Annotated in this window: 22 protein-coding genes; 4 read left to right on the top strand and 18 right to left on the bottom strand. The window is 71.9% G+C overall.

All coding sequences use genetic code 11. The annotated features are described in order from the left end of the window. Position 1 precedes the first annotated feature (1 nt). From ACIQMX_RS16475 to ACIQMX_RS16465, 3 genes are read left to right on the top strand one after another with little or no spacing between them, the layout of a single operon-like run. On the top strand, positions 2 to 817 hold the full coding sequence (locus ACIQMX_RS16475; RefSeq protein WP_402478566.1) for a PaaX family transcriptional regulator C-terminal domain-containing protein: 816 nt from the start codon (positions 2 to 4) through the stop codon (positions 815 to 817). Positions 818 to 860: 43 nt separating this feature from the next. Then, a complete protein-coding gene (locus ACIQMX_RS16470) occupies positions 861 to 1697 on the top strand; it encodes a GNAT family N-acetyltransferase (RefSeq protein ID WP_402478564.1) in 837 nt (278 codons plus the stop codon). After that, positions 1690 to 2121 (top strand): hypothetical protein, encoded by a 432-nt coding sequence (locus ACIQMX_RS16465; RefSeq protein ID WP_363074111.1) that lies wholly within the window; start codon positions 1690 to 1692, stop codon positions 2119 to 2121. Before ACIQMX_RS16470 ends, ACIQMX_RS16465 begins: the two co-directional genes overlap by 8 nt. Here ACIQMX_RS16465 and ACIQMX_RS16460 read toward each other — a convergent pair. Both ACIQMX_RS16460 and ACIQMX_RS16455 read right to left on the bottom strand, forming a co-directional pair. Then, complete coding sequence (locus ACIQMX_RS16460; RefSeq protein ID WP_363074109.1) at positions 2108 to 4444, bottom strand: bifunctional salicylyl-CoA 5-hydroxylase/oxidoreductase; 2337 nt, start codon at positions 4442 to 4444, stop codon at positions 2108 to 2110. The genes ACIQMX_RS16465 and ACIQMX_RS16460 overlap by 14 nt on opposite strands. Next, positions 4429 to 5256 (bottom strand): enoyl-CoA hydratase family protein, encoded by an 828-nt coding sequence (locus ACIQMX_RS16455; RefSeq protein WP_402478561.1) that lies wholly within the window; start codon positions 5254 to 5256, stop codon positions 4429 to 4431. Before ACIQMX_RS16455 ends, ACIQMX_RS16460 begins: the two co-directional genes overlap by 16 nt. A gap of 240 nt (positions 5257 to 5496) precedes the next feature. Here ACIQMX_RS16455 and ACIQMX_RS16450 point away from each other — a divergent pair, with 240 nt between their 5' ends. Continuing rightward, entirely contained in the window at positions 5497 to 5964 is a 468-nt protein-coding gene (locus ACIQMX_RS16450; RefSeq protein WP_402478559.1) for an ATP-binding protein, read from the top strand. 12 nt (positions 5965 to 5976) lie between these two features. Here the strand turns inward: ACIQMX_RS16450 and ACIQMX_RS16445 are convergent, their stop codons facing one another. The 16 genes from ACIQMX_RS16445 to ACIQMX_RS16370 form a co-directional block, all read right to left on the bottom strand. Continuing rightward, positions 5977 to 7404: an amino acid permease gene (locus tag ACIQMX_RS16445; RefSeq protein WP_402478557.1), complete on the bottom strand. Its 1428-nt coding sequence runs from the start codon at positions 7402 to 7404 to the stop codon at positions 5977 to 5979. 185 nt (positions 7405 to 7589) lie between these two features. Then, on the bottom strand, positions 7590 to 8594 hold the full coding sequence (gene argF, locus ACIQMX_RS16440) for an ornithine carbamoyltransferase (protein WP_402478554.1): 1005 nt from the start codon (positions 8592 to 8594) through the stop codon (positions 7590 to 7592). Between the two features lie 196 nt (positions 8595 to 8790). Further along, positions 8791 to 10023 (bottom strand): arginine deiminase, encoded by a 1233-nt coding sequence (locus tag ACIQMX_RS16435; RefSeq protein ID WP_402478552.1) that lies wholly within the window; start codon positions 10021 to 10023, stop codon positions 8791 to 8793. Between the two features lie 101 nt (positions 10024 to 10124). Then, complete coding sequence (locus ACIQMX_RS16430; protein WP_402478549.1) at positions 10125 to 12824, bottom strand: polynucleotide kinase-phosphatase; 2700 nt, start codon at positions 12822 to 12824, stop codon at positions 10125 to 10127. Then, positions 12821 to 14341 (bottom strand): 3' terminal RNA ribose 2'-O-methyltransferase Hen1, encoded by a 1521-nt coding sequence (locus tag ACIQMX_RS16425; protein ID WP_402478546.1) that lies wholly within the window; start codon positions 14339 to 14341, stop codon positions 12821 to 12823. The genes ACIQMX_RS16430 and ACIQMX_RS16425 overlap by 4 nt, the downstream gene beginning before the upstream one ends. 30 nt (positions 14342 to 14371) lie before the next feature. Beyond that, positions 14372 to 15349, bottom strand: coding sequence for a homocysteine S-methyltransferase (gene mmuM, locus ACIQMX_RS16420; protein ID WP_402478543.1), 978 nt, complete (start codon positions 15347 to 15349; stop codon positions 14372 to 14374). A 197-nt stretch (positions 15350 to 15546) separates the two neighbouring features. Then, the gene (locus tag ACIQMX_RS16415) at positions 15547 to 16470 is read right to left on the bottom strand and encodes an LLM class F420-dependent oxidoreductase (protein WP_402478540.1); all 924 of its coding nucleotides are present in this window, start codon (positions 16468 to 16470) and stop codon (positions 15547 to 15549) included. A gap of 43 nt (positions 16471 to 16513) precedes the next feature. After that, the gene (locus ACIQMX_RS16410) at positions 16514 to 17050 is read right to left on the bottom strand and encodes a DUF6099 family protein (RefSeq protein ID WP_363074092.1); all 537 of its coding nucleotides are present in this window, start codon (positions 17048 to 17050) and stop codon (positions 16514 to 16516) included. A gap of 125 nt (positions 17051 to 17175) precedes the next feature. Next, positions 17176 to 17535: a nucleotide pyrophosphohydrolase gene (locus ACIQMX_RS16405; protein ID WP_402478537.1), complete on the bottom strand. Its 360-nt coding sequence runs from the start codon at positions 17533 to 17535 to the stop codon at positions 17176 to 17178. A gap of 196 nt (positions 17536 to 17731) precedes the next feature. Beyond that, positions 17732 to 18151, bottom strand: a complete 420-nt coding sequence (locus ACIQMX_RS16400; RefSeq protein WP_363074088.1) for a cell division protein SepF — start codon at positions 18149 to 18151, stop codon at positions 17732 to 17734. A gap of 83 nt (positions 18152 to 18234) precedes the next feature. Next, complete coding sequence (locus ACIQMX_RS16395; protein WP_402478534.1) at positions 18235 to 19497, bottom strand: cytochrome P450; 1263 nt, start codon at positions 19495 to 19497, stop codon at positions 18235 to 18237. Beyond that, entirely contained in the window at positions 19494 to 20123 is a 630-nt protein-coding gene (locus tag ACIQMX_RS16390) for an ATP/GTP-binding protein (RefSeq protein WP_219573959.1), read from the bottom strand. The genes ACIQMX_RS16395 and ACIQMX_RS16390 overlap by 4 nt, the downstream gene beginning before the upstream one ends. Continuing rightward, entirely contained in the window at positions 20101 to 20454 is a 354-nt protein-coding gene (locus tag ACIQMX_RS16385; RefSeq protein WP_363074084.1) for a DUF742 domain-containing protein, read from the bottom strand. The genes ACIQMX_RS16390 and ACIQMX_RS16385 overlap by 23 nt, the downstream gene beginning before the upstream one ends. Next, positions 20451 to 20876 carry a roadblock/LC7 domain-containing protein gene (locus ACIQMX_RS16380; RefSeq protein ID WP_363074082.1) on the bottom strand — a complete coding sequence of 142 codons (426 nt, stop codon included), beginning with the start codon at positions 20874 to 20876 and terminating at the stop codon, positions 20451 to 20453. The genes ACIQMX_RS16385 and ACIQMX_RS16380 overlap by 4 nt, the downstream gene beginning before the upstream one ends. Next, positions 20873 to 22234: an ATP-binding protein gene (locus ACIQMX_RS16375; RefSeq protein WP_402478529.1), complete on the bottom strand. Its 1362-nt coding sequence runs from the start codon at positions 22232 to 22234 to the stop codon at positions 20873 to 20875. The genes ACIQMX_RS16380 and ACIQMX_RS16375 overlap by 4 nt, the downstream gene beginning before the upstream one ends. A gap of 125 nt (positions 22235 to 22359) precedes the next feature. Next, complete coding sequence (locus ACIQMX_RS16370) at positions 22360 to 23358, bottom strand: MBL fold metallo-hydrolase (protein ID WP_363074078.1); 999 nt, start codon at positions 23356 to 23358, stop codon at positions 22360 to 22362. Between the last annotated feature and the right edge of the window lie 139 nt (positions 23359 to 23497).

Below are 23497 nucleotides of genomic sequence, written 5' to 3'. Positions count from 1 at the left end.
CATGGTCGAACCGCACACTCCCCGCTCGCTGATCGTCACCCTCTACGGTGCGTACGGCCGCACCCCGGGCGACGCCCCGATCCCGGTGGCGGAACTCGTCCGGCTGCTCGGCGCGGTCGGGGTCGAGGCCCCCGCCGTACGGTCCTCCGTCTCCCGGCTGAAGCGGCGGGGGCTGCTCGTCGCGGCCCGGACGCCGGGCGGGTCCGCCGGGTACGCGCTCTCGGCCGACGCGCGCCAGCTGCTCGACGACGGGGACCGGCGGATCTACCGGCATCCGGACCCGCGCATCGAGGACGGCTGGGTGCTCGCCGTGTTCTCCGTGCCGGAGGCCGAGCGCCACAAGCGGCACCTGCTGCGCTCACGGCTGTCCGGGCTCGGCTTCGGCACCGCCGCACCCGGCGTGTGGATCGCGCCCGCCGCGCTGTACGAGGAGACGCGGCACACGCTGGAGCGCCTGGACCTCACCGCGTACGTGGAACTCTTCCGCGGCGACCACCTGGGTTTCGCGGCCACCGGGGATTCGGTGGCGCGCTGGTGGGACCTGGACGCCGTGGCCCGGCTGCACGAGGGCTTCCTGGAGCGGCACGAGCCGGTGCTGCAGTCCTGGGAGGCGCGCCCGGACGCGGCGCCGGATCCGGAGACGGCGTACCGCGACTACCTGATGGCGCTGGACTCCTGGCGGCAGGTGCCGTACGCGGACCCGGGGCTGCCGGCGGAGCTGCTTCCGCCGACGTGGCCGGGCGGGAGGTCGGCGCAGGTGTTCGGGCTGCTGCACGAGCGGTTGCGGGATGCGGGGGCGGAGTTCGTACACGGATAAACCCGGTGACCCTGCCGCGGTGGGCCCGGCAGAATGCCGGTGCATGACCTGGACCTTCACGGACGACGTCGACCTCTTCCTCGCCACGGCCGGCCCCTCGCTGAGCGCCAGACCTGCCGAGAGCACGGTCATGCTGACCGTCACGGCGGCCCTGCGCCGCCACGGGCCCCGCGCCTACGGCGACCACGCACCGGTACTCGGCTGGTGGCGCGGCACCGACGGCGAGGTGGCGGGCACCCTGCTCCACACGCCGCCCTACCCCGCGACGCTGAACGCGGTCGTCCCCGAGGCGGTCGCCCCGCTGATGGCCGCCCGCCGGCTGACCCGGGTCAACGCCGACCGGGCCACCGCCCGGGCGGTGGCGGCCCACTGGCCGGGACACCGCGTCGACGAGGAACAGCGCCTGTACCGGCTGGGCGAGCTGACCCCGCCGTCGCCCGCGCCCGGTGGCCGGGCGCGGGCAGCGACCGGGGCGGACCGGGAGCTGCTGTTGCGCTGGTACGCCGCGTTCTCCGCCGAGATCGGCGGTCCGGGCGGATCCGGCGCACGTCACGGGCGGGTGGTCGACGAGCGGACGGCGGAGGGCCGGCTGACGCTCTGGGAGCACGAGGGCGTCCCCGTGTCGATGGCGGGCATCTCGCCGCGGATCGCGGGCACCGCGCGCGTCGCTCCCGTCTACACGCCACCGGAGCACCGCAGCCGGGGCTATGCGGCGGCCGTGACCGCGGAGGTGAGCGGCGCGGCGCGGGCCGCGGGTGCGGACGAGGTGCTGCTCTTCACCGACCTGGCGAACCCGACGAGCAACGGCGTGTACACCCGCATCGGCTTCCGGGCCGTCTCGGACCGGCTGGTGGTCAGCGCGGAGGAGAGCGATGGCTGACGCGGCGGAACCCCGGTGGCTGGTCGCGGCGAACGTCGTGCGGTGGCGGCGGTACGGGGATCTGGGCCAGGAGTTCCGGCCCGGCACGAAGGCGTTCCGGGGCGGGGCGAAGGTCTACGTCGTGGACACCCATCCCGGGACGGGCAATGAGCAGCTGACGGCGGTGGGCCACGGCCGGCACACCGGACGGTGGATCACCATCGACACCGGAACCCGGCACCTGCACACCTTCCGGCCCCGGTTGGTATACGCCCCGGCCGTCCTCGAGCGGTGTGCGGCCATGCCGGTGCGGACGCGTGAGGAGGCCGCCGAGCTGGCGGAACAACTGGACCGGACCGCCCGTCTGGCGCGCCGCACCCATCACGCCGGCCCGCACCCCGACCCGTGCCTCTGCCACGCGTGCCTGCCGCTCAGTCCAGGGTGAGCCGCGGTTTCGGTGCGTCCGTGCGGCCCGTCGGCGGGGTGCGGCTGCCCGCGCGGTACGGGAGCGGCCACGGAGCGCCGGGGCCGGAGTAGCCCTGGCCGGCCGCCGCGTGGAGTGTCCAGTGCGGGTCGTACAGATGCGGGCGGGCCAGCGCGCAGAGGTCGGCGCGGCCCGCGAGCAGCAGGGAGTTGACGTCGTCCCAGGAGGAGATGGCGCCCACCGCGATGACGGGCACACACAGGGTGTTGCGGATGCGGTCCGCGTACGGGGTCTGGTACGAGCGGCCGTACTCGGGCCGTTCGGAAGGGACGACCTGTCCGGTGGAGACGTCGATGGCATCGGCTCCGTGCGCGACGAAGGCGCGGGCGATCTCGACGGCGTCCTCGCCCGTCGTCCCGCCCTCGGCCCAGTCGGTCGCGGAGATCCGGACGGTCATCGGCCGGTCGTCGGGCCACCGTTCACGGACCGCGTCGAAGACCTCCAGCGGGAAGCGGAGCCGGTTGGCCAGGGTGCCGCCGTACGCGTCGGTGCGGTGGTTGGTGAGCGGGGAGAGGAAGCCGGAGAGCAGATAGCCGTGGGCGCAGTGCAGTTCCAGGAGGTCGAACCCGCTGGCTCCGGCGCGTGCTGCGGCGGACGCGAACTGTTCGCGTACGGCGTCCAGGCCGGCGCGGTCCAGGGCGTGCGGGGTCTGGTTGACACCCGGTGCGTACGGGAGGGCGGAGGCGGCGGCGAGGGGCCAGTTGCCGTCGTCGAGCGGCTGGTCGATGCCCTCCCACATGAGCTTGGTGGAACCCTTGCGGCCGGAGTGGCCCAGCTGGATCCCGATCGCGGTGCCGGGCGACGCGGTGTGCACGAAGCCGGTGACGCGGGACCAGGCGGCGGCCTGCTCGTCGGTGTAGAGGCCGGTGCAGCCCGGGGTGATGCGGCCCTCGGGGCTCACGCACACCATCTCCGTCATGACCAGCCCGGCGCCGCCGAGCGCCCTGGCGCCCAGATGGACGAGGTGGAAGTCGCCGGGGACGCCGTCGGTGGCCGAGTACATGTCCATGGGCGACACGACGACGCGGTTGCGCAGCTCCAGGCCCCGCAGCCGCAGCGGGGTGAACATCGGCGGTGTGCCGGGGGCGCAGCCGAACTCGTCCTCGACGGCCGCGGTGAACGAGGCGTCGCGCAGCCGCAGGTTGTCGTGGGTGACGCGGCGGCTGCGGGTGAGGAGGTTGAAGGCGAACTGGCGGGGCGGCTGGTCGACGTATCCGCCCAGCTCCTCGAACCAGCGCAGGCTGGCAGCGGCGGCGCGCTGGGTCGACTCGACGACGGGCCGGCGCTCGCTCTCGTACGCGGCGAGGGCCGCGGGCAGGTCCGGCTGCTCCTCGATGCAGGCGGCCAGGGCGAGGGCGTCCTCGACGGCGAGTTTGGTGCCGGAACCGATGGAGAAGTGCGCGGTGTGGGCGGCGTCGCCGATGAGGACCGTGTTCCCGTGCGACCAGTGCGCGTTGACGACGGTGCGGAAGGTCAGCCAGGAGGAGCGGTGGGAGCGCAGCGGGCGGTGGCCGAGGGCGTCGGCGAAGATCTTGGCGCACTGCCGGGTCGACTCGGCTGGGTCGCAGGTGTCGAATCCGGCCGCGCGCCAGACCTCTTCGCGCATCTCGACGATGACGGTCGAGGCGTCGGGAGAGAAGGGGTAGGCGTGCAGTTGCATCACGCCGTACGCGGTCTCGGCGGTCTCGAAACGGAAGGCGTCCAGGGCGAAGTCCGCGGCGAGCCAGATGTACCGGCAGCGGTGGGCGGTGATGTGCGGCCCGAAGCGGTCCGCGTGGGCGTCGCGGGTCCGGCTGTGGACGCCGTCGGCCGCGATCACCAGGTCGTGGGAGGCGGCCAGTTCGCCGGCGGGCGGCGCCTCCTCGCGGAAGCGGAGGCTGACCCCGAGACCGGCGCAGCGCTCGTGCAGGATCTCCAGGAGCCGGCGCCTGCCGAGCGCCGCGAAGCCGTGGCCGCCCGAGGTCTGGGTGTGGCCGCGGTGGACGATGTCGATGTCGTCCCAGCGGACGAACTCGCGCTGGAGTGCGGCGTGGACGACGGGGTCGGCGTGCTCGATGCCGCCGAGTGTCTCGTCGGAGAGGACGACGCCGAAGCCGAAGGTGTCGTCGGGCGCGTTGCGCTCCCAGAGGGTGATCTCGCGCTCCGGGCCGAGCCGCTTGAGCAGGGCCGCGGCGTACAGCCCGCCGGGTCCGCCGCCGATGACGGCGATCCGGCGGGGTGCGGACGCACGGCCGTCGCGGCGCGAGGAGTCGGACGGAATCACCCCGGTCACCGGCCCTGCCATTTCGGCGGCCGCTTCTCGGTGAAGGCGGCGTGGAACTCGGCGTAGTCCTCGCCGTGCATCAGCAGGGCCTGGGTGGCGGCGTCCATCTCCACGGAGGCGGCCAGCGGCATGTCGAGTTCGGCGGTGAGCAGCGCCTTGGTCTGGGCGAGGGCGAGCGCGGGTCCGTCGGCGAGGCGCCGGGCGAGCGCCGCGGCCCGCTCGTCGGCCCCGCCCTCCTCGGCCAGTTCGCTGATCAGCCCGATCCGTTCGGCCTCGGGGGCGCGGACGGGATCACCCAGCATGAGCAGCCGGGTGGCGTGGCCGAGGCCGACGACCCTGGGCAGCAGATACGCCGCGCCCATGTCACCGCCGGAGAGCCCTACGCGGGTGAAGAGGAAGGCGAACTTCGCCGAGGGGTCGGCGACCCGGAAGTCCGCGGCGAGCGCGAGCACGGCGCCCGCCCCGGCGGCGACTCCGTGCACGGCCGCGACGACGGGGAACGGGCACTCCCGCAGGGCCCGTACCACCTGCCCGGTCATCCGGTTGAAGTCCAGCAGTTGCGCGGTGTCCATCGCGAGTGTGGCGCCGATGATCTCGTCCACATCGCCGCCCGAGCAGAACCCGCGGCCCTCTCCGGCCAGCACGAGCGCACGCACGGAGCGTTCCCGCGCAAGCTCGGCCAGCAGGTCGCGCAGATCCGCGTAGGCGCCGAAGGTCAGCGCGTTCAGCTTGTCGGGCCGGGCGAGAGTGACGGTGGCGACGCCGTCCCGCACCGAGACGCGCAGATGGCGCCAGTTCTCCGTGTGGGAAGCGGAGCTGGGAAACGGACTCATCGAGGGTGTCCCCTTCGGCCGTCGGGCTGCTGCCTGGCCCCGAATTTATCACCTGTACGTGACCTCCGTCACGAGTACGCGATAGGCGCGGCACGGGAAGCAGTGACGAACGTCCCGTTCGCACCGGTCGGCAGCCCCTTGCCCGTGTCATGGGGATTCGTAAGGTTGAAGCCAAGAAGTTCTGAGCTCCGGAACCCTTGGGCCCAGGACTGTCCACGCTCTCCCGAACGGAAGCCCGCCGTGCCGTCCGATGCCCCCGCACCCGCCGTCTGGCGCGTCGCGCTGCCGCATTCCGCGGCCGCAGTGCCGATCGCCCGGGCGCTGATCCGTTCGGTGCCGGCATCCATCGACCCGGACGCGGGCTCCGGCGCATCCGTCGACAGCGACACCGCCGAGCTGCTGACCGCGGAACTGGTCGCCAACGCCGTGGAGCACACCCCCGGCGACGAGCCCGTCGAGTTGGTGGTGGAGCTCCTGCCGACCGGCTGGCAGGTGGAGGTGCACGACGGCGATCCGGCCCCGCCGGGCGATCTCTCCCGCCCGGAGCCGGACTCCATGCCCGACCCGTGGCAGGAGCACGGGCGCGGGCTGCTGCTGATCCGTACCCTCAGCCTGTCCTGCGGCCACCGCACGACGGAGCGCGGCAAAGCGGTGTGGTTCACCCTGCCGTCACCCGCCCGGCCCGCCTCCGACCGGGCGCACTCCTGACCGGGCGGCCCGTCAGGCTCCGGTCCGGTGCGCCAGCCGTGAACGGCTGCGCCCGTAGCCGGCGTACACCGCCGCGCCGACGGCCAGGAACACGGCGAACTGCACCCAGGTCGACCATCCGGTCCCGTACATCAGATACACGCAGAAGGCGACGCCGAGCAGCGGGCTGAGCGGGTAGAGCGGCACCCGGAACGAGGCCTTCACCTCCGGATTGCGGCGGCGCAGCACGATCACCGCGACGTTCACGGCGACCATCGTGGCCAGCGTCCCGATGGTGGTCAGGTTCACCACGACGTCGAGCGAGGAGAAGGCGGCCGGGACGGCGAAGACGACGGCGACGATCCAGGTGTTGGCGACCGGTGTCGCGGTCCGGGGCGAGACGCGTTCGAAGACCCGCGGGACCAGGCCGTCGCGCGACATCGACATCAGGATGCGGGTCTGTCCGTACATGACGGCGAGCACGACCGAGGCGATGGCGACGATCGCGCCGAACGCGATGATTCCGCCACCGACGGTCGAGTCGGTGACCTGGTCGACGATGAGGGACAGCGCGGCCGGCTTGTCGGAGACGGCGTCCGGTCCCAGGGCGCCGATCGCGGCGAGGGCGACCGCACAGTAGAGCAGGGTGACCAGGCCGATGCAGATCATGATCGCGATCGGGATGTTGCGCCGCGGATTCCTGACCTCCTCGCCCGCGGTGGTGATGGCGTCGAAGCCGATGTACGAGAAGAACGCCAGCGACGCGCCCGCGGTGACGCCGCCCGGGCCGTGGGCCAGGAACGGTGTGAGGTTGTCGTGCTCGAACGCGGTGAAGGCGATCACGCAGAACATGAGCAGGATGGCGATCTTGAGGACGGCCATCGCTGCCGTGGCCCCGGCGCTCTCCCGGATGCCGCGCACCAGCAGGGTCGCGGCCATCATCACCACGAGCACGGCGGGCAGGTTGATCACCCCGCCGTCGCCGGGGCCGGCGGAGAGCGCGGCCGGCAGCTGCCACCCGAAGAGGCTGTCGAGCAGTTCGTTGACGTACTGGCTCCAGCCCACTGCCACGGCCGATACCGATACGCCGTACTCCAGGAGAAGGCACCAGCCCACGAGGAAGGCGGCGCGCTCGCCGAGGGTGGCGTAGGCGAAGGAGTACGAGCTGCCGGAGACCGGAATCGCGCTGCCCAGCTCGGCGAACGAGAACGCGGTGAAGATGCAGGTGACGGCCGCGAGGACGAAGGACAGCACGACGGCGGGACCGGCCTCGGCGACGCTGTCGGACAGGCCGACGAAGATCCCGGTGCCGACGACGGCGCCGACCCCGAAGCACACCAGCTGGAAGAGGCCCATGGTGCGCCTGAGCCCGTGGCCCTCCAGGTCCGCCCCGGACTCGGCGATCAGCTGGTGCGGGTCCTTGACGCGGCGCGGCGGGCCGGGGAGGCGCAGGGGGCTCACGGCGTGGTCTCATCTCTGGCGGTGCAGGTGGGGGGTGGGGGTCGCGGCGACGGCAGTGGGGGCCGGTCGCCGGACACGAAAATGGGGTTCGAGCGTGCGAGCTCGAACCCCACCAACGGGGACCATACTAGGCACCAACGCGCATGTTCACCCAATTGGGTGCATGACCATGCGGTACGACCGTGTCAGCGCGTGGCCATCGTCGCCACCAGCACGGCCTTGATCGTGTGCATCCGGTTCTCCGCCTCGTCGAAGACGACGGAGTGCGCGGACTCGAAGACCTCGTCGCTGACCTCCAGCTCGGTGAGGCCGTGCCGGGCGTGGATCTCCCGGCCCACCTTGGTGCCGAGGTCGTGGAAGGCCGGGAGGCAGTGCAGGAACTTCACGGCGTCGTTGCCGCTGGCCCGCAGGACGTCCATGGTGACGGCGTACGGCGCGAGGGCGGCGATGCGCTCGTCCCAGACCTCCTTGGGCTCACCCATCGAAACCCAGACGTCGGTGGCGACGAAGTCGGCGCCGCGTACTCCTTCGGCGACGTCCTCCGTGAGCGTGACCGTCGCCCCGCTCGCTCCGGCGAGCTCGCGGGCCTGCGCGACGACGGCTTCGGCGGGCCAGTAGGCCTTCGGCGCGACGATCCGTACGTCCATGCCCAGCAGGGCGCCGGTGACGAGGTAGGAGTTGCCCATGTTGAACCGGGCGTCGCCGAGGTAGGCGAAGGCGATCCGCTCCAGCGGCTTCTCGCTGTGCTCGGTCATCGTGAGGACGTCGGCGAGCATCTGGGTGGGGTGCCAGTCGTCGGTGAGCCCGTTGAAGACGGGCACGCCGCCGTGGGCCGCCAGCTCCTCCACGGCCTCCTGGCTGTCGCCGCGGTACTCGATCCCGTCGAACATCCGGCCGAGGACACGGGCGGTGTCCTTCACGGACTCCTTGTGCCCCATCTGGGAGCCGGAGGGGTCCAGGTAGGTGGTGGAGGCGCCCTGATCGGCGGCGGCCACCTCGAACGCGCAGCGGGTGCGGGTCGAGGTCTTCTCGAAGATCAGCGCGATGTTCCGGCCGCGCAGCCGCTGGACCTCGGCTCCCGCCTTCTTCGCCGCCTTGAGCTCGGCGGCCAGAGCGATCAGGCCGCGGAACTCCTCGGCCGTGAAGTCCAGCTCCTTGAGGAAGTGGCGGCCTGCGAGGTCTATGGCCATGGTGACTGCTCCTGGGTCGGACGGGGCGCATACGGTAACCCTGGAAGTCTATACGATGCAACGCATCGCTATACAGAGCGTCCGAGGCTCCCGCCCTGACCTCGCAGCGCCGCACCGGCGTCGCGCGCCCCGCCCGGGGCGTTCCGTCCCGGTCGGGCCGGCCCCCGCGAAGCCAGCATGATCCGGTCGAGCGGCGCTACACCGGGTCCCGGACCACCGGGCAGCTCATGCAGCGCGGGCCGCCGCGTCCCCGGCCCAGTTCGCTGCCGCGGATCTCGATGACCTCGATGCCTTCCTTGCGCAGGTGGGTGTTGGTGGTGGCGTTGCGCTCGTAGGCGACGACGACGCCCGGCTCGACGGCCAGGACGTTGCAGCCGTCGTCCCACTGCTCGCGTGCGGCAGCGTGCACGTCCTGGGTGGCGGTGAGGACCCGGATCGACTCCAGGCCCAGCGCCTGGGCGATGGCGCGGTGCATGTGCTCGGGCGGATGGTCGGTGACGTTGAGATCGCGCGGCCCGTCCCCGGGTTCGATGGTGTACGAGCGGAGCATGCCCAGGCCCGCGTATTTGGTGAACGTGTCCCCGTCGACCATCGTCATCACGGTGTCGAGGTGCATGAACGCCCGGCTCTTGGGCATGTCGAGCGCCACGATCGTCCGGGCGGATCCGGCGTCGAAGAGACCGCGGGCCAGCATCTCCACCGCCTGCGGGGTGGTGCGCTCGCTCATTCCGATGAGCACGGCCCCCCGCCCGATGACGAGGACGTCGCCGCCCTCGATGGTGGACGGGTAGTCGTCCTGCCCCTCCGACCAGTGGTGGAAGGCCCCGGCGTCGGGGCCCGTGAAGAGCGGGTGGTGGCGGTAGATCGCCTCGAAGTGGACGGTCTCGCGCTGGCGGGCGGGCCACCGCATGGCGTTGATGGAGACCCCGTCGTAGATCCAGGCCGAGGTGTCCCGGGTGAAGAGGTGGTTGGGCAGCGGTCCGAGCAGGAAGTCGTCCAGGTCCATCACGTGGAAGCGCACGGAGGTCGGCTCGCTGTACCGCTCCAGGAACTCCCGTTTGGTCATCCCGCCGACCAGTGCCTCGCACAGGTCGGCGGTGGACAGGTCCTCGAAGGCGGCCCGCAGATGCTCGGTGGCCAGCGGTCCGTACTCCTTCTCCTCAAAGACCCGGTCCAGCACGAGCCGCCGGGCCACGGGAATCTCCAGCGACTCCCGGAGCAGGTCGCCGAAGAGATGCACCTCCACGCCCCGGTCGCGCAGCACGTCCGCGAAGCCGTCGTGCTCCTCGCGGGCCCGGCGCACCCAGAGCACGTCGTCGAAGAGCAGCTCACCCCGGTTCTCCGGGGTGAGCCGTTTCAGTTCCAGATCGGGGCGGTGCAGGATGACGCGGCGCAGCCGCCCGGCCTCGGAGTCGACATGGAATCCCATGCCCTCATCCTCACCGCGCGGGACGGTGTTCACCCGGCGAATCGCCAGCCGGTTCCGCTGCCGGGCCGCAACCGCGAACGGTTCCGGCCCGGCAGCGCGCGTCACAGCCGCGGGTCCACCGGCTCCGACTCCAGCGCCAGGACCGCGAACACAGCCTCGTGGACCCGCCACAGCGGCTCCCCGTCGGCCAGCCGGTCCAGCGCCTCCAGGCCCAGGGCGTACTCGCGCAGGGCGAGCGACCGCTTGTGGCCGAGGAAGCGGCCGCGCAGCCGGTCCAGGTTCTCCGGGCGGGTGTACTCGGGGCCGTAGATGATCCGCAGGTACTCCCGGCCACGCACCTTGATGCCGGGCTGGACGAGGCGGTCCTTGCCGTCCCTGACGAGCGCGCCGAGCGGCTTGACGACCATGCCCTCGCCGCCGCGGCCGGTCATCTCCAGCCACCAGTCGACACCCGAGCGGACCGAGGCCTCGTCGGCTGTGTCGACGACGAGCCGCCGGGTCACCTGGAGCAGCCCGGTGGGGTCGTGCTCCACCAGCCGGTCCAGCCAGGCCAGTTGCTCGTCATGGGGTACGGATGCGAGCGAGCGGCCCTGCACGGCGAGGATCTGGAAGGGCGCCAGGCGTACCCCCTCCAGTCCTTCCGTGCTCCAGCAGTAGCGGCGGTAGGCCTCGGTGAACGCCGCCGCGTCCTCGGCCCGGCTCCGCTGCCGGTCGGCGAGCGCGCCGACGTCGACACCGCGTGCCGCCGCTGCCGCGAGCGCCCCGGCGGCCGGGGGGAAGACGGCTCCCGACGCCGCGCCGACCGCCGCGTACTGCGAGCGGAGCAGCCCGGCGGCCTTCAGGGACCAGGGCATCAGCTCGGCGTCGAGCAGCACCCAGTCGGTGTCCCACTCCTCCCAGAGTCCGGCGGCGGTGACGGCCTGGCGCAGCCGGCCGAGCACGGCCTCGGTGAGCGCGGGGTCGTCGAGGAACGGCCGTCCGGTGCGCGTGTGCAGCGCACCCGTCGGGCCGCCCTTGCCGGAGTCCCCTGTCCCGATACCACCGGTCCCCAAGCCACCGGTCCCGAAGTCACCGGCCCCGAAGTCACCGGTCCCGAACCGGCTCCGTGCCGCTTCCGCGTCACGGCAGACCAGGGCCACGGCCCGGGAGCCCATGTGCTTCTCCTCGCACACGACCTTGGCCACGCCGTCCGCCCGGTACTGCGCGAACGCCTCGGCCGGATGCTCCAGATAGCCCTCCTCCTGCGAGGTGGCCGTCGGTGCCATGGTCGGCGGAAGGTAGGCGAGCAGCCGGGGGTCGACGGCGAACCGGCTCATGACCTCCAGCGCCGCCGCCGCGTTCTCCTCCCGCACCGCGACCCGGCCCATGTGGCGCGTCTCCACGATCCGGCGGCCCTGCACATCGGAGAGGTCCAGCGGCCGGCCCTCCCGGCCCCCCGGCGCCTCGGTGGTGAGCGGCTTCACCGGCTCGTACCAGACCTGCTCGGCCGGTACGTCGACGAGCTCGCGCTCCGGCCAGCGCAGCGCGGTCATCTTCCCGCCGAACACGGCGCCCGTGTCCAGGCAGATGGTGTTGTTGATCCAGGAGGTGGTCGGCACGGGGGTGTGGCCGTAGACCACGGTGGCCCGGCCCCGGTAGTCCTCCGCCCACGGGTAGCGCACCGGAAGCCCGAACTCGTCGGTCTCGCCGGTGGTGTCGCCGTAGAGGGCGTGCGAGCGGACCCGCCCGGAGGTGCGTCCGTGGTACTTCTCGGGCAGGCCGGCGTGGCAGACGACCAGCTTGCCGTCGTCCAGCACGTAGTGGCTGACGAGCCCGTCGATGAACTCCCGCACCCGGCCCCGGAATTCCGGGTCCTTGGCGTCCTCCCGCTCCAGCTGCTCGATCGTCTCGGCGAGTCCGTGGGTCTGCTGGACCTTGCGGCCCTTGAGGTAACGGCCGAGCTTGTTCTCGTGGTTGCCGGGAACGCAGAGGGCGTTGCCGTCCGCGACCATGGCCATGACGCGGCGCAGCACACCCGGGCTGTCGGGCCCTCGGTCGACGAGGTCGCCGACGAACACCGCCGTGCGCCCTTCGGGGTGCGCGCCGTCCACGTATCCGAGCTTGCCGAGCAGCGTCTCCAGCTCGGAGCTGCAGCCGTGGATGTCTCCGATGATGTCGAAGGGGCCGGTGAGGTGGCGGAGGTCGTTGTAGCGGCGCTCCAGAACCACTTGCGCGTGCTCGGCCTCCTCCTCGGTGCGCAGGACGTGGACCTTGCGGAAGCCCTCGCGCTCCAGGCCGCGCAGCGAACGGCGCAGCTCCCGGCGGTGGCGCTGGACGACGTGGCGGGGCATGTCGGCACGGTCCGGACGGGCCGCGTTGCGGGCGAGGCAGACCTCTTCGGGCAGGTCGAGGACGATCGCGATGGGCAGCACGTCGTACTCCCGGGCCAGCTGCACGAGCTGGCGGCGGCTCTCCGGCTGGACATTGGTGGCGTCGACGACGGTCAGCCGCCCCGCGGCCAGCCGCTTGCCCGCGATGTAGTGCAGGACGTCGAAGGCGTCCCGGCTGGCGCTCTGGTCGTTCTCGTCGTCGGCGACGAGGCCGCGGCAGAAGTCCGAGGAGATGATCTCGGTCGCTTTGAAGTGCCCGCGGGCGAAGGTGGACTTGCCCGAGCCGCTCGCCCCGATGAGGACGACGAGGGAGAGGTCGGTCACCGGCAGGACGCGCCCGGTGCGGAGGCGATCGCCCGGACTGTCGCTGGTGCTGTCGGTGCTGTCGCGGTCGCTGGTGCTGTCGCGGTCGCTGGGGCCGGTGTTGCTCATGCGGCTTTCGCCTCCTTCTCGGTCGTGTCGGTCGGGGCGGTGGCGCCGGGCCTGCCGGTCGTGTCTTTCGCGTCGGCCGCGGTCATCGTGAACACGGCCAGCTGGGTGGGCGGACCGACTTCGGGGTCGTCGGGGCCCACGGGGACGAACTCCACCCCGTACCCGTGCCTGCGGGCCACTTCGCCCGCCCAGTCCCGGAATTCGGCCCTGGTCCATTCGAAGCGATGGTCGCCGTGCCGGACGTGCCCGGCCGGGAGGGACTCCCAGCGGACGTTGTACTCGACGTTCGGCGTGGTCACGAGCACGGTACGGGGGCGGGCGACCCCGAACACCGCATACACCAGGGCCGGCAGCCGCGGCAGGTCGAGGTGCTCGACGACCTCGCTCAGCACCGCCGCGTCGTACCCCTTGAGCTGCTTGTCCGTGTACGTGAGCGAGCCCTGCCGAAGCGTCACCCGGGCGGCCTGCCGCTCCCCCATCCGGTCCAGCTTCAGCCGGCGCGAGGCGATCGTCAGGGCGCGCATCGAGACGTCCACGCCGACGATCTCGGTGAAGCGCACGTCCTTCAGCAGCGCCTGCACCAACTGACCCTGACCACACCCCAGATCGAGCACCCGGCTCGCCCCCGCAGCGGTCAGCGCCGCCAGGATCGCGGCCCTGCGCTGCTCGGCGAGCGGCACCGGCCGCTCCTCCGTGTCGGCCGTCTCGTCCACCGCGTTGTCGATGCTCTCGACTTCGAGGTCGTCGGACTCGGCGAGCCGCACCAGCTCCAGCCGCTGCATCGCCTGCCGGGTCAGCCCCCAGCGCCGCGACAGATACCGGCTGGTGATCAGCTTCTGCTCGGGATGGTCCGCCAGCCAGCCCTCACCGGCCCGCAGCAGCTTGTCCACCTCGTCCGGCGCCACCCAGTAGTGCTTGGCGTCGTCGAGCACCGGCAGCAGGACGTACAGCTGGCGCAGGGCGTCCGCGAGCCTCAGCTCGCCCTCCAGCACCAGCCGTACGTACCGCGAGTCCCCCCACTCGGGGAACCGCTCGTCAAGCGGCACGGCGACCGCGTCCACGCGCGACCAGCCGAGCGGACCGAAGAGCGCCCGCACCAGGTCGGCACCACCACGGGCCGGCAGGGCGGGAACCTCGATCCGCAACGGCATCGGCTCCGCCGCCCGCTCGGGCATCGCCTTGCAGGTGCCGCTCAGCGCGGACTTGAAGACGGTGCTCATCGCGACGGAGAGCAGCGAGGACGCGGCGTAGGGACGGTCGTTGACGTACTGCGCGAGCGCCGCGTCGGGGGCACCGCCGCGGCCCTTGCCCTTGCCCCGCCGCACCAACGCCACGGGATCCACCTCCAGCAGCAGCGCGGCCGTGCACTGCTCCGCGGATGCCTCGGGATAGAAGACATGCGCGGTGCCGTGGGAGGTGGAGAACGTCTGCGCCTTCTCGGGATGCTTGTGCAGCAGGAAGCCGAGATCGGTGGCGGGACGCTCCGGGGTGCCGGTAGTACTGATCGTCAGGAACACGTGTCCGAGTATGGTCCGGTTCACTCGCCCTCACCAGGCATTTTCAGCTCCTCCGGGCTCGGGTGTCGTCCCCCCTTCACGCAGTAGCGCGGCCAGTTCCGCGATGGTGGCCGGACCGACGCGGCAGCAGCCACCGACCAGCCGTGCCCCGGCGTCCTGCCAGGCCCGGACCAGCCCGGCGTCGAACGTGGCACCCCCGGCCCACTCCCTTTCCTGCGCGTCCCAGCGTTCACCGCTGTTCGGATAGACGACGACCGGCTTCCCGGTCACCTCGGCCGCCGGCCGGACCGCCCCGTCCACGTCGGTCGGATCGCAGCAGTTCACCCCGGCCGCCATCACGTGCTCCTCCCCGGCGGCGAGACCGAACGCCTCCTCCAGCCGCTGGCCGGCCCTGGTCCGGCCACCGGCCACGGTGTAGGAGAGCCAGACCGGCAGCCCGCACTCCCCCGCCACTCGCAGCAACGCCTGCGCCTCGTCGATGTCCGGCACCGTCTCCAGAGCCAGCACATCGGGGCCGGCGGCGGCCAGGGCCTCGATCCGGGGGCGGTGGAAGCGTTCCAGTTCCCGGATCGTGAGCCCGTAGCGGCCCCGGTACTCCGCCCCGTCCGCCGTCACCGCCCCGTACGGGCCGACCGAGGCCGCGACCCAGACGTCCCGCTCCACCGCCCCGGCCGCCCGGCGGGCCAGCTCCACGCTGCGGGCGAAGAGCCCGGCCGCCTCCGCCCGCCCGATCCCGCGCTGCCGGAACCCTTCGAAGCTCGCCTGATAACTGGCCGTGATGAGCACCTGCGCACCCGCCCTCACATACGCCGTGTGCGCGGCCTCGATCTGCTCCGGTCCGTCCGCGAGCAGCCGGGCCGACCAGAGGTCGTCGGACAGATCGCAGCCCTGCGCCTCCAACTGGTTGGAGAGCCCGCCGTCGAGCAGGACGGTTCCCGCCGCGAGCGCGGTGGCGAGGGTGCGGGACGGCGCTCCGGCCGGGCGGCCGGGATCGCGGACAGGTGGCACCGGATGCTCCTCGTTCTCTGAGCCGGGTTCTGCTCTCGGTTCAGCTGCTCTCCCAGGTGAGCTGTCCTCTCGGTCGAGCCGTGCTGCCGGGTGACCTGTTCCCGGTCGAGCCGTGCTGCCGGGTGGCCTGTTCCCGGTCGAGCCGTGCTCGCAGGTGACTTGCTTTGGGTTGAGCCGTGCTTCCAGGTGGCCTGTTCTCAGTCGAGCTGTGACTGGACCTGCGACGAGATCAGCTCCAGGTGCTCCAGGTCGCCGAGGTCCAGCACCTGGAGGTAGATGCGCGATGCCCCGATCGCCCCGAACCGGCCGATCTTGTCGACGACCTCGGCGGGCGATCCGGCCAGTCCGTTCGCCTTCAGTTCCGCCACGTCCCGCCCGATGACGGCGGCCCGGCGCGCCACCTCCGCGTCGTCCTTGCCGACGCAGACGACCAGGGCGTTGGAGTACACCAGGTCGTCGGGCGCGCGGCCCGCCTCCGCGGCGGCCGCCCTGACGCGGCCGAACTGCTTCTCACTGTCCTCCAGTGAGGCGAACGGGATGTTGAACTCGTCGGCGTACTGCGCGGCCAGCCGCGGCGTCCGCTTCGCACCGTGCCCGCCGATCAGCACCGGCACCTTGGCCTGCGCGGGCTTGGGCAGCGCGGGCGAGTCGGTGAGCTGGTAGTAGGTACCGTCGTAACTGAACGTCTTGCCGACCTCGGTGGCCCAGAGACCCGTCACGATCGCCAGCTGCTCCTCCAGCCGGCCGAACTTCTCCTTGGGGAAGGGAATGCCGTAGGCCTTGTGCTCCTCCTCGAACCAGCCGGCGCCCAGGCCCAGTTCGACGCGGCCGCCGGACATCTGGTCGACCTGCGCCACCTGGATGGCGAGCACGCCGGGAAGCCGGAACGTCCCCGCCGTCATCAGAGTGCCGAGGCGGATCCGCTTGGTCTCGCGAGCCAGCCCGGCCAGCGTGATCCACGCGTCCGTCGGGCCGGGAAGGCCGTCGCCCTGGCCCATGCGCAGATAGTGGTCGGACCGGTAGAAGGCGTCGAAGCCGAGGTCCTCGGCCGCCTTCGCGACGGTGAGCAGTGTGTCGTAGCTCGCCCCTTGCTGGGGCTCGGTGAAGATTCGAAGATCCATGCATCCATCCTGCACCTCCGGACGCCTCACCGGTGCCGGACGCTCAGCCGACATCGGCGGCCGGTCCCACCGGTCCGTGCAGCACGCCGTGCGGGCCGTCCCGCTCCCGGCCACGCTCCAGATCCTCCCTGCGCTCGCGGTCCCGCTCGTCGAGCTGACGGAGCATGCCGTGCACCCGGTCCGTCGACTCGTCCGCCGCGTCGATCGCCTCCATGCACTGCCAGTACAGGCCCTGTTCATCGGTCTCGCACGCCACCCCGACCAGGGCTATCCCCACCTCCCCGAGCAGCGTGCCGAGACCGGTCAGGGCCGTGCGCGGATCGGCGACCTCGGAGAGCTGCGCCGCCCGTGCCACGCCCGCCCGGGCCGCCGGGTGCTCCAGTGCTCCGTTGCTCCGTCCGCCGATCTCGCTGAGACCGCTCGCCTCGCCCCGTAACTCCTTGGGGCCGCTCGCCGCCAGCCGGCTCCCGATCGCCTGCGCAAGCGCCTGGGCCTGCCAGGCCTCGGCGATGATGTCCGGCGTGCCCCGGCTCTGCGCCAGTGCCCTCCGGATGACTGCTACAAGCCGCTCCGCTTCCATCCCTTGCCCCCGTTCGACACGAAAACCCGCTCAACTCTTCCATTACCCACAGTGAGGGCGGTGGTACCGAAAGGCCAGGGGATTTCGGAAATCTGTGGACACGAAATCGAAAGTGAACAACTCGATCACTCCGAAGAGTGACGGGGCGAGGGGTCCGTGGACTGTGGCACCGGGAAACGGCTCTCATTCCGCTCGATCTTGGCCGCCAGAGCCGCCAGCACATCGATGCCCAGCACCTCGCAGAACTGCAGCAGATAGGCGAGGACATCGGCGACCTCGTCCGCCACCCTGGGCGCCGTTCCGGGGTCCTCCATCACCCGAGCCGACTGTTCCGGCGTCAGCCACTGGAAGATCTCGACGAGTTCGGCGGCCTCGACGCTCAGCGCCGACGCGAGGTTCTTGGGGGTGTGGTACTGCTCCCAGTCACGTGCCGCCGCAAATGCGGCGAGCCGCTGCTGGAGCACACGTACATCAAGTTCTGTCACGACCCCAGGTCTACCACCGCCCACTGACGGGCCCACGGGCACCTGACCGGCGGACCGGCAAGCCGACGGACAGGCGGCCAACAGGCCGACGGACAGGCCGGTCGGCAGGCGGGACAGCAAGCAGGCAGGCAGCGGGCCGGGGGCCGCGCTCGGTCACGGCGTACCGGACACGTGGCGGCCCCGGCCGGCCCGTCGGCTATGCCCCCGGTACGCCCGCCGCCGTCACGCCCTCGACCTCCATGCCGACGGGAGACAGCAGGAAGACGTTCCGGTCGACCCGGTGCATTCCGCTGCCCAGCCCGAAGACGACCCCACTGGTGAAGTCCAGGATCCGCTTGGCCACGTCGCTCTCGGCGCTGGTCAGGTCCAGCAGCACCGGAATCTGTGCGACCAGGTACTCGGCGACCTCGCGCGCGTCCGCGAAGATCTGGACCCGCAGCACCACCATGCGCCGCTGCTCGGCGCTCTCCTGCTCCTCCGGGACCGCGCGGTGGTCCACGCGGGAGGGCCACTCGTTGCGGCTGCGCAGCGGGACGACCTGGGCGAGCCCCTCCCACTGCTCGTCCGTGACGTCATATCTGTCGTACCTGCTCACCGGACCACCCCGTCCGTGCATCGGTTGGCGTTGCGCCGGCTGCGTTCACTGTTCATCGGGCAATTCTCTCGCCCCTCACCCGTTCGGCCTACCAGCGACACGGTTCAGGAGCCGATCGGAACGTCCGGCTGCCGGGCCTGTTCCCGGCCGGGGCCTGCGGACACAAGGCTGTCCAGAGGAGTGAAACGTACCGGAAGATGCACCAGTGCGCGGTGGAACGGCCCCGGGCGCCAGAGCAGTTCACTCACCGGAACCGTCAGCTCCGCGTCGCACAGCTGGCTGGTGAGCTGCTCGATCGCGGTCATCGCGATGAGCAGGGCCGGCTGCTTGGCCGGGCACCGGTGGGGACCTGCCGACCAGGCCAGATGAGCGCTGCCCCCGGACCGCACCCCGGTGCCCGGAGCGGCTTGTCCCGACTGGGTGTTGGCAGCGGCGAAGGAGACCAGGACGAGCTGTCCCGCACGCAGCCGGACGCCATGGAACTCGGTGTCGTGGCGGGGGTAGTGCGCCGCCAGATTGGCGATCGGCGGGTCCTGCCACAGGACCTCGTTGATGGCCTCGTGGGCGGTCATCGCGCCTCCGTGGAGCGATCCCGCGTACCGCTCGTCGGTGAGCATGTGCAGCGTCGCGTTGCCGATCAGGTTGGTCGTCGGGTCATGGCCGGCACTCATGAGCAACGTGATCTGACGCACGGTCTCGTCGTTGTCCAGACGTGCCGGATGCGCCAGGAAGTACGAGGTGAGGTCGCGCCGCGGCCGGGCGCGCCGGTCGGCGACGAGGCGGGTGGCGACGTCGACGAGGTCGGCGTACGCGGCAGCGGCTCCCTGAGCCGAGTTCATCATGCCGCCGATGCCGTCGACGATCCGTTCGCCGTCCGCGGGATCGACCCCGAACCAGGTGACGAAGACGTGCAGCGGGAGCAGCCGGGCGTACTGGGCGATGAGGTCGCCGCTGCCGGTGGCGGCGAACTCGGCGATGAGCTGCTGGGCGACCTCGGCCACCTGGGCCCGCAGGATGTGCGGTTCGATCAGGGCGAGGGTGTCGTTGATGGCGTCGCGGTAACGGGCGTGCTCCGCGCCGTCGCTGAACAGCGCGGTGGGACGGTGCCCGAGGACGGGCAGTACCGGGGCGTCGGCCGGGACCGTCGCCTGCCAGGCGCGGGGGTCCTTGCTGAAGGTGTGGGTGTCGCGCAGCAGGTCGACGGCCGCCTGGTAGTCGGTGACGAGCATCGCCTCGATGCCGGGGGCGATCCGGACCGGTGCGAGCGGGCCGTGTTCCCGCAGGATGCGGTAGTGGCCGTGCGGGTCGGCCGCGAAGTCGGGCCCGTACAGCGCGAGGGGCTGCGGCGGCTGCGGATGCGATGTCATGACGGGTCCTCGGGCTGCGGGTCCTCGGGCTGCGGCAGGCGGGTCAGCACGTGTTCGGCCAGCGCGATCAGGGCGTCGATGCTGCCGCGTCGCTCCCTCGCGTCGCACTGGACCAGCGGGGTCCCGGCATCGAGGTCGAGATGCGCGCGCAGGACCTCGTCGCTGTGGGCCGGGGCGTCGGGGAAGCGGTTGACGGCGACGGCGTACGGCAGTCCCTGCTCCTCGACCATGTCCATCACGGCGAAGGAGTCGGCGAGCCTGCGGGTGTCCACCAGGACGAGCGCGCCCAGCGCCCCGCGCGCGATGTCCTCCCACAGCGGCAGGAAGCGGTCCTGGCCCGGTGTGCCGAACATGTACAGCACGAGATCGTCCAGGACGGTGAGGCGTCCGAAGTCGATGGCGACCGTGGTCGTGGTCTTCTCGGGCAGTCCGGCGGTGTCGTCGAGCAGGGTGCTGGACTGGGTCATCGCCTCTTCGGTGTGGAGCGTGGGGATTTCCGAGAGGGTGCGGATCAGGGTCGTCTTGCCCACGCCGAAGGGACCCGTGACGACGAGCTTCATCAGGGTCCGGGCGGCAGCCGGCAGATAGCCGACGTCCGTCCGGTCAGTGGAGGGAGCGGAGTCCAACGAGCAGCCTCTCGACGAGCGACCGGTCGATCTCCCCGGCACTGGGTATCGGCGGTCGCGTGAGCAGAAGTCCGGCGGCCGCGAGATCCGTGGCCAGGAATACGGTGGCGCTGACCGGCAGATCCAGATGGGCCGCGCACTCGACGACGGTGAGGGCGCCCGGCTCCAGCAGTTCGCACAGTCTGCGCTGCTCGGAGCCGGTGTCCTGCGGCAGGTCCTCGTCCGTGCGCACCAGCACGGCGAGCCGGTCGAGCGCGGGGCCGGTGGGCCGGGACCGGCCCCCGGTGACGAGGTAGGCGGGGATCAGACGGCGTCCTGGGCCGGCGGTCATGGCCGGGCGGCGGTGTCCGGTTGGCGGGACGGGGCGTGCATCGCCCGCGTCAGCGCGGTGACCTGCACCTGCATCTGGTAGGCGATGTCCCCGAGCTTGGCGCCCGGCTCGGCGAACAGGGCGAGCGTGGTGTTCTTCCCCGCCGGTACGACGATGGCGAAGCCCAGGTCCGACTCGACGACCGTCTGCGCCAGTTGCGGGGCCTCGACGTTGGTGAACGCCGTCGTGAAGGCGCGGGCCGCGGCGTGCAGTGTGGCCGTCATGGCGGCGACGCGTTCACCGGAGGCCCGGTCGAGACCGGGCGAGGCGCCTTCGACGAGGCCGTCGCCGGTGGCGACCACGGCGTGCTGGACTCCGGGAAGTTCCAGCAGCGGGGTCAGCACCCATGCGAGGTCACCGGTCGTGGGGCTGGGGGCGCTCACTTCTCGTCGTCTCCTTGGTCGTCCTGGTCGCCCAGGTGGTCGTGGCCGTCCGCATCCGGTGCGGGGACCCGCCCGGCGACGCTCCTGCCGATCAGGGTGCCCTGCTGGAGTGCCGCCCAGGAAGACTCCGCCTGCTCGGGTGTACGGGACACCTGTCCGGCGGCGGGGGCGGCGGGGGCCGGCGTGGCTGCTGCGGGGCGCGGCGCGCGCCTGCGTCTGGTGGGCAGTCCCGTGGGCGCCTCGACGGGCGCCGGTTCCGGCCGGGCGGACGGCGCGGGGACGGCCGGCCGCTCCGGGGCCGGGGTGGCCGAAACGGGCGCCGGGGCCAGGGCGGAGAGGCTGTGGTCCTCCTCCAGCACCGTCAGGAGATGGGCGGGGACGCGCAGGATCGTACGCATGCCGCCGAACGGCGAGGCCTCGATGTGGCAGTGGAAGCCGTACTGCACCACCAGCCTGCCGACGACCGCGAACCCCGTCTGCGGCGGGTCGCCCAGTTCCGTCAGCAGGACCTCGGCGGGTCCGGCGAGCAGGGCGCGGGCCCGGTCGAGCGCGTCGTCGTCCATGCCGATGCCCGCGTCGTCGACCACCAGGAACGCGCCCCGGCCGCCACTCTGCTGGACCGTCACCTGTACATCGGTGTCGGGGTGCGAGTAGGCGGTGGCGTTGGCGAGCAGTTCGGCGAGCGCGATCGCGAGGGGTTCGGCGGCACGGGCGACGAGGCCGAGGCGTTCGTCGCGCAGGTGGTTGGCCACCTTGATCCGCTCGTAGCCTGCGACGCGGGACTGTGCGCCGAGCACGATCTCGACGAGCGGCGAGTTCTGCCGGGCCAGGCCGGGCCAGGCGTCGCAGAGCACGGCGGTGGACTGGGTGCGTCGCAGCGCGAGTTCGTTGCGGAAGTCCAGTTGCAGGATGCGCGGGTCGTCGTACTCGTGCTGGAGTTCGTGCAGCAGCTGCTGGGACTGGTTGAGCAGGGACTGGATCTTGGCGGAAGTGCCGCGCATCGCCGCGCGGGCGGCAGCGTCGACGCGCTGCCGCTCCTCCATGACCGCGGTCCTCGCCGCTTGAACGGCCTCGGTGAGCAGCCTGGCCGCGCCGCCGTCGACCTCCGCCGCCTCCCGCAGTCCGGGGACCTGGGCGCTGGGGTGGGAGAGGGCGAGCGCGGCGGCCGGGATCCGCTTGCGGGCCAGCTGCCGGATCTCGTCGACGAGGGCCGCGGTGCGGGCCTCGGCCGCCTTCGCCTGGCGTTCGGCGAGCTCGGCGTGGGCCACGGCCAGCTGTTCCGAGCGTTCGGCCCGGTAGGAGCGTGCCGTTGCTGCCACAGCGGCTATGACGGCGATCACCGCCACGATCCATGCCATGCCGTTACCGCGTTTCTGTCGTCGGGTCGGTCCTGTGCCCGGAGCGGCCGGGGAGGGGGCCGGTCCGGTTGCCGTCGCGGCACCACGGACCGGTCCCGTGGCCGCCGCGGCGAAGGACCGGGCGGTCAGTCCGCCGGGCCTGCCGTCTCACGGGCCTGCTCCACTTCTTGCGCGACCGCTGCGACGTCGGTCATGACCTGGAGAACACCGGGGAGTTCGGATCCGTCGAGCTGCCGGTACTCGCTGCCGATCGTGACCACCAGCCGCTCGGGGAGGCCCAGTTCGGGGTGACGCCCCTCCCCGATCACCCGGCGGGCCGCCTCCACGGCCGGTACGCCGGCACCGTGGAAGGCGTGGGCGCGCTCGCGCACGTACTCCAGGTAGACGATGTGGTCGCGTACGCCCGCCCGGTCCAGGACCGGTCCGTGACCCGGCACGACGGTCTCGGCGCCGGTGTCCAGTACCTGTTCGCAGGCGGCGATCACATTGCTCAGCGGGCCGGCCCAGTGGATCGGGTGGTCGCCGGGCTGCTCCGGGGTCGAGGAGAAGATGATGTCGCCGCTGAACACGACGCCCTGCGCGGGCAGATGGACCATGAGGTCGCCCGTGGTGTGCGCGGACGGCAGGGACGTGATGCGTACGGGGTACTCCCCCAGGGTCAGTTCGAGCTCCCCGGTGAAGTAGGTCGTCGGCCGGACCGGATCGGTCCGCGACCAGTCGAAGGGCCCGAAGTGACGGCCGAGGTAGGCGCCGAGCGCGGTGGCCGGATCGCTTCCGTTGACCAGGGCGTGCTGCTGCTGCGGGGTGGGCTCGTAATGGATGTGCTCCCGAGCCTCGCGGGTCGCGATGATCTCCGCGTCGGGCAGGACTCCCGCGCCCCAGAAGTGGTCCCCGTTGGCGTGCGTGACGATCACACGGTCGATGGAGACACCGTCGGGCAGCAGCTTCGTGCTCTCGGCCAGGAACTGGCCCGCCAGCACGGTGTCGTAAGGGGTGTCGATCCAGAGCGCGCCACGGGGCGAGACGAGCAGGCCGCAGTTGGCCAGCCCCCAGCCCCGTTTCGGCGGGAGCCACGCGTACAGGCCCCGGCCCAGGTCAACGACGTCTCCACCCGTGATCGACATGGACGCGATTATGCCGACCCCGATCCGGTCGCGCGTTCGAACCCGGTCACAGAAGGAGCCCGTTGGCCTGAAATCGCCTAACCACTGTCTCAGGGACGGCGGTCCGGTCACCCTGCGAAAGCAGCCGAGCCGGTCACGG

Origin of the sequence: Streptomyces sp. NPDC091416, assembly GCF_044756845.1 — a bacterium.
Classification (GTDB): Bacteria; Actinomycetota; Actinomycetes; order Streptomycetales; family Streptomycetaceae; genus Streptomyces.
Note: the sequence above shows the minus strand (reverse complement) of the source record. Positions and strands in the feature narration are given on the sequence as shown.

Excerpts from the sequence above, each read along its gene's own strand:
- ACIQMX_RS16475 (WP_402478566.1), top strand. The coding sequence starts at position 2 with ATGGTCGAACCGCACACTCCCCGCTCGCTGATCGTCACCCTCTACGGT.
- ACIQMX_RS16470 (WP_402478564.1), top strand. The coding sequence starts at position 861 with ATGACCTGGACCTTCACGGACGACGTCGACCTCTTCCTCGCCACGGCC.
- ACIQMX_RS16465 (WP_363074111.1), top strand. The coding sequence starts at position 1,690 with ATGGCTGACGCGGCGGAACCCCGGTGGCTGGTCGCGGCGAACGTCGTG.
- ACIQMX_RS16460 (WP_363074109.1), bottom strand. The coding sequence starts at position 4,444 with ATGGCAGGGCCGGTGACCGGGGTGATTCCGTCCGACTCCTCGCGCCGC.
- ACIQMX_RS16455 (WP_402478561.1), bottom strand. The coding sequence starts at position 5,256 with ATGAGTCCGTTTCCCAGCTCCGCTTCCCACACGGAGAACTGGCGCCAT.
- argF (WP_402478554.1), bottom strand. The coding sequence starts at position 8,594 with ATGGCCATAGACCTCGCAGGCCGCCACTTCCTCAAGGAGCTGGACTTC.
- ACIQMX_RS16435 (WP_402478552.1), bottom strand. The coding sequence starts at position 10,023 with ATGGGATTCCATGTCGACTCCGAGGCCGGGCGGCTGCGCCGCGTCATC.
- ACIQMX_RS16430 (WP_402478549.1), bottom strand. The coding sequence starts at position 12,824 with ATGAGCAACACCGGCCCCAGCGACCGCGACAGCACCAGCGACCGCGAC.
- ACIQMX_RS16415 (WP_402478540.1), bottom strand. The coding sequence starts at position 16,470 with ATGGATCTTCGAATCTTCACCGAGCCCCAGCAAGGGGCGAGCTACGAC.
- ACIQMX_RS16410 (WP_363074092.1), bottom strand. The coding sequence starts at position 17,050 with ATGGAAGCGGAGCGGCTTGTAGCAGTCATCCGGAGGGCACTGGCGCAG.
- ACIQMX_RS16400 (WP_363074088.1), bottom strand. The coding sequence starts at position 18,151 with ATGCACGGACGGGGTGGTCCGGTGAGCAGGTACGACAGATATGACGTC.
- ACIQMX_RS16395 (WP_402478534.1), bottom strand. The coding sequence starts at position 19,497 with ATGACATCGCATCCGCAGCCGCCGCAGCCCCTCGCGCTGTACGGGCCC.
- ACIQMX_RS16385 (WP_363074084.1), bottom strand. The coding sequence starts at position 20,454 with ATGACCGCCGGCCCAGGACGCCGTCTGATCCCCGCCTACCTCGTCACC.
- ACIQMX_RS16375 (WP_402478529.1), bottom strand. The coding sequence starts at position 22,234 with ATGGCATGGATCGTGGCGGTGATCGCCGTCATAGCCGCTGTGGCAGCA.
- ACIQMX_RS16370 (WP_363074078.1), bottom strand. The coding sequence starts at position 23,358 with ATGTCGATCACGGGTGGAGACGTCGTTGACCTGGGCCGGGGCCTGTAC.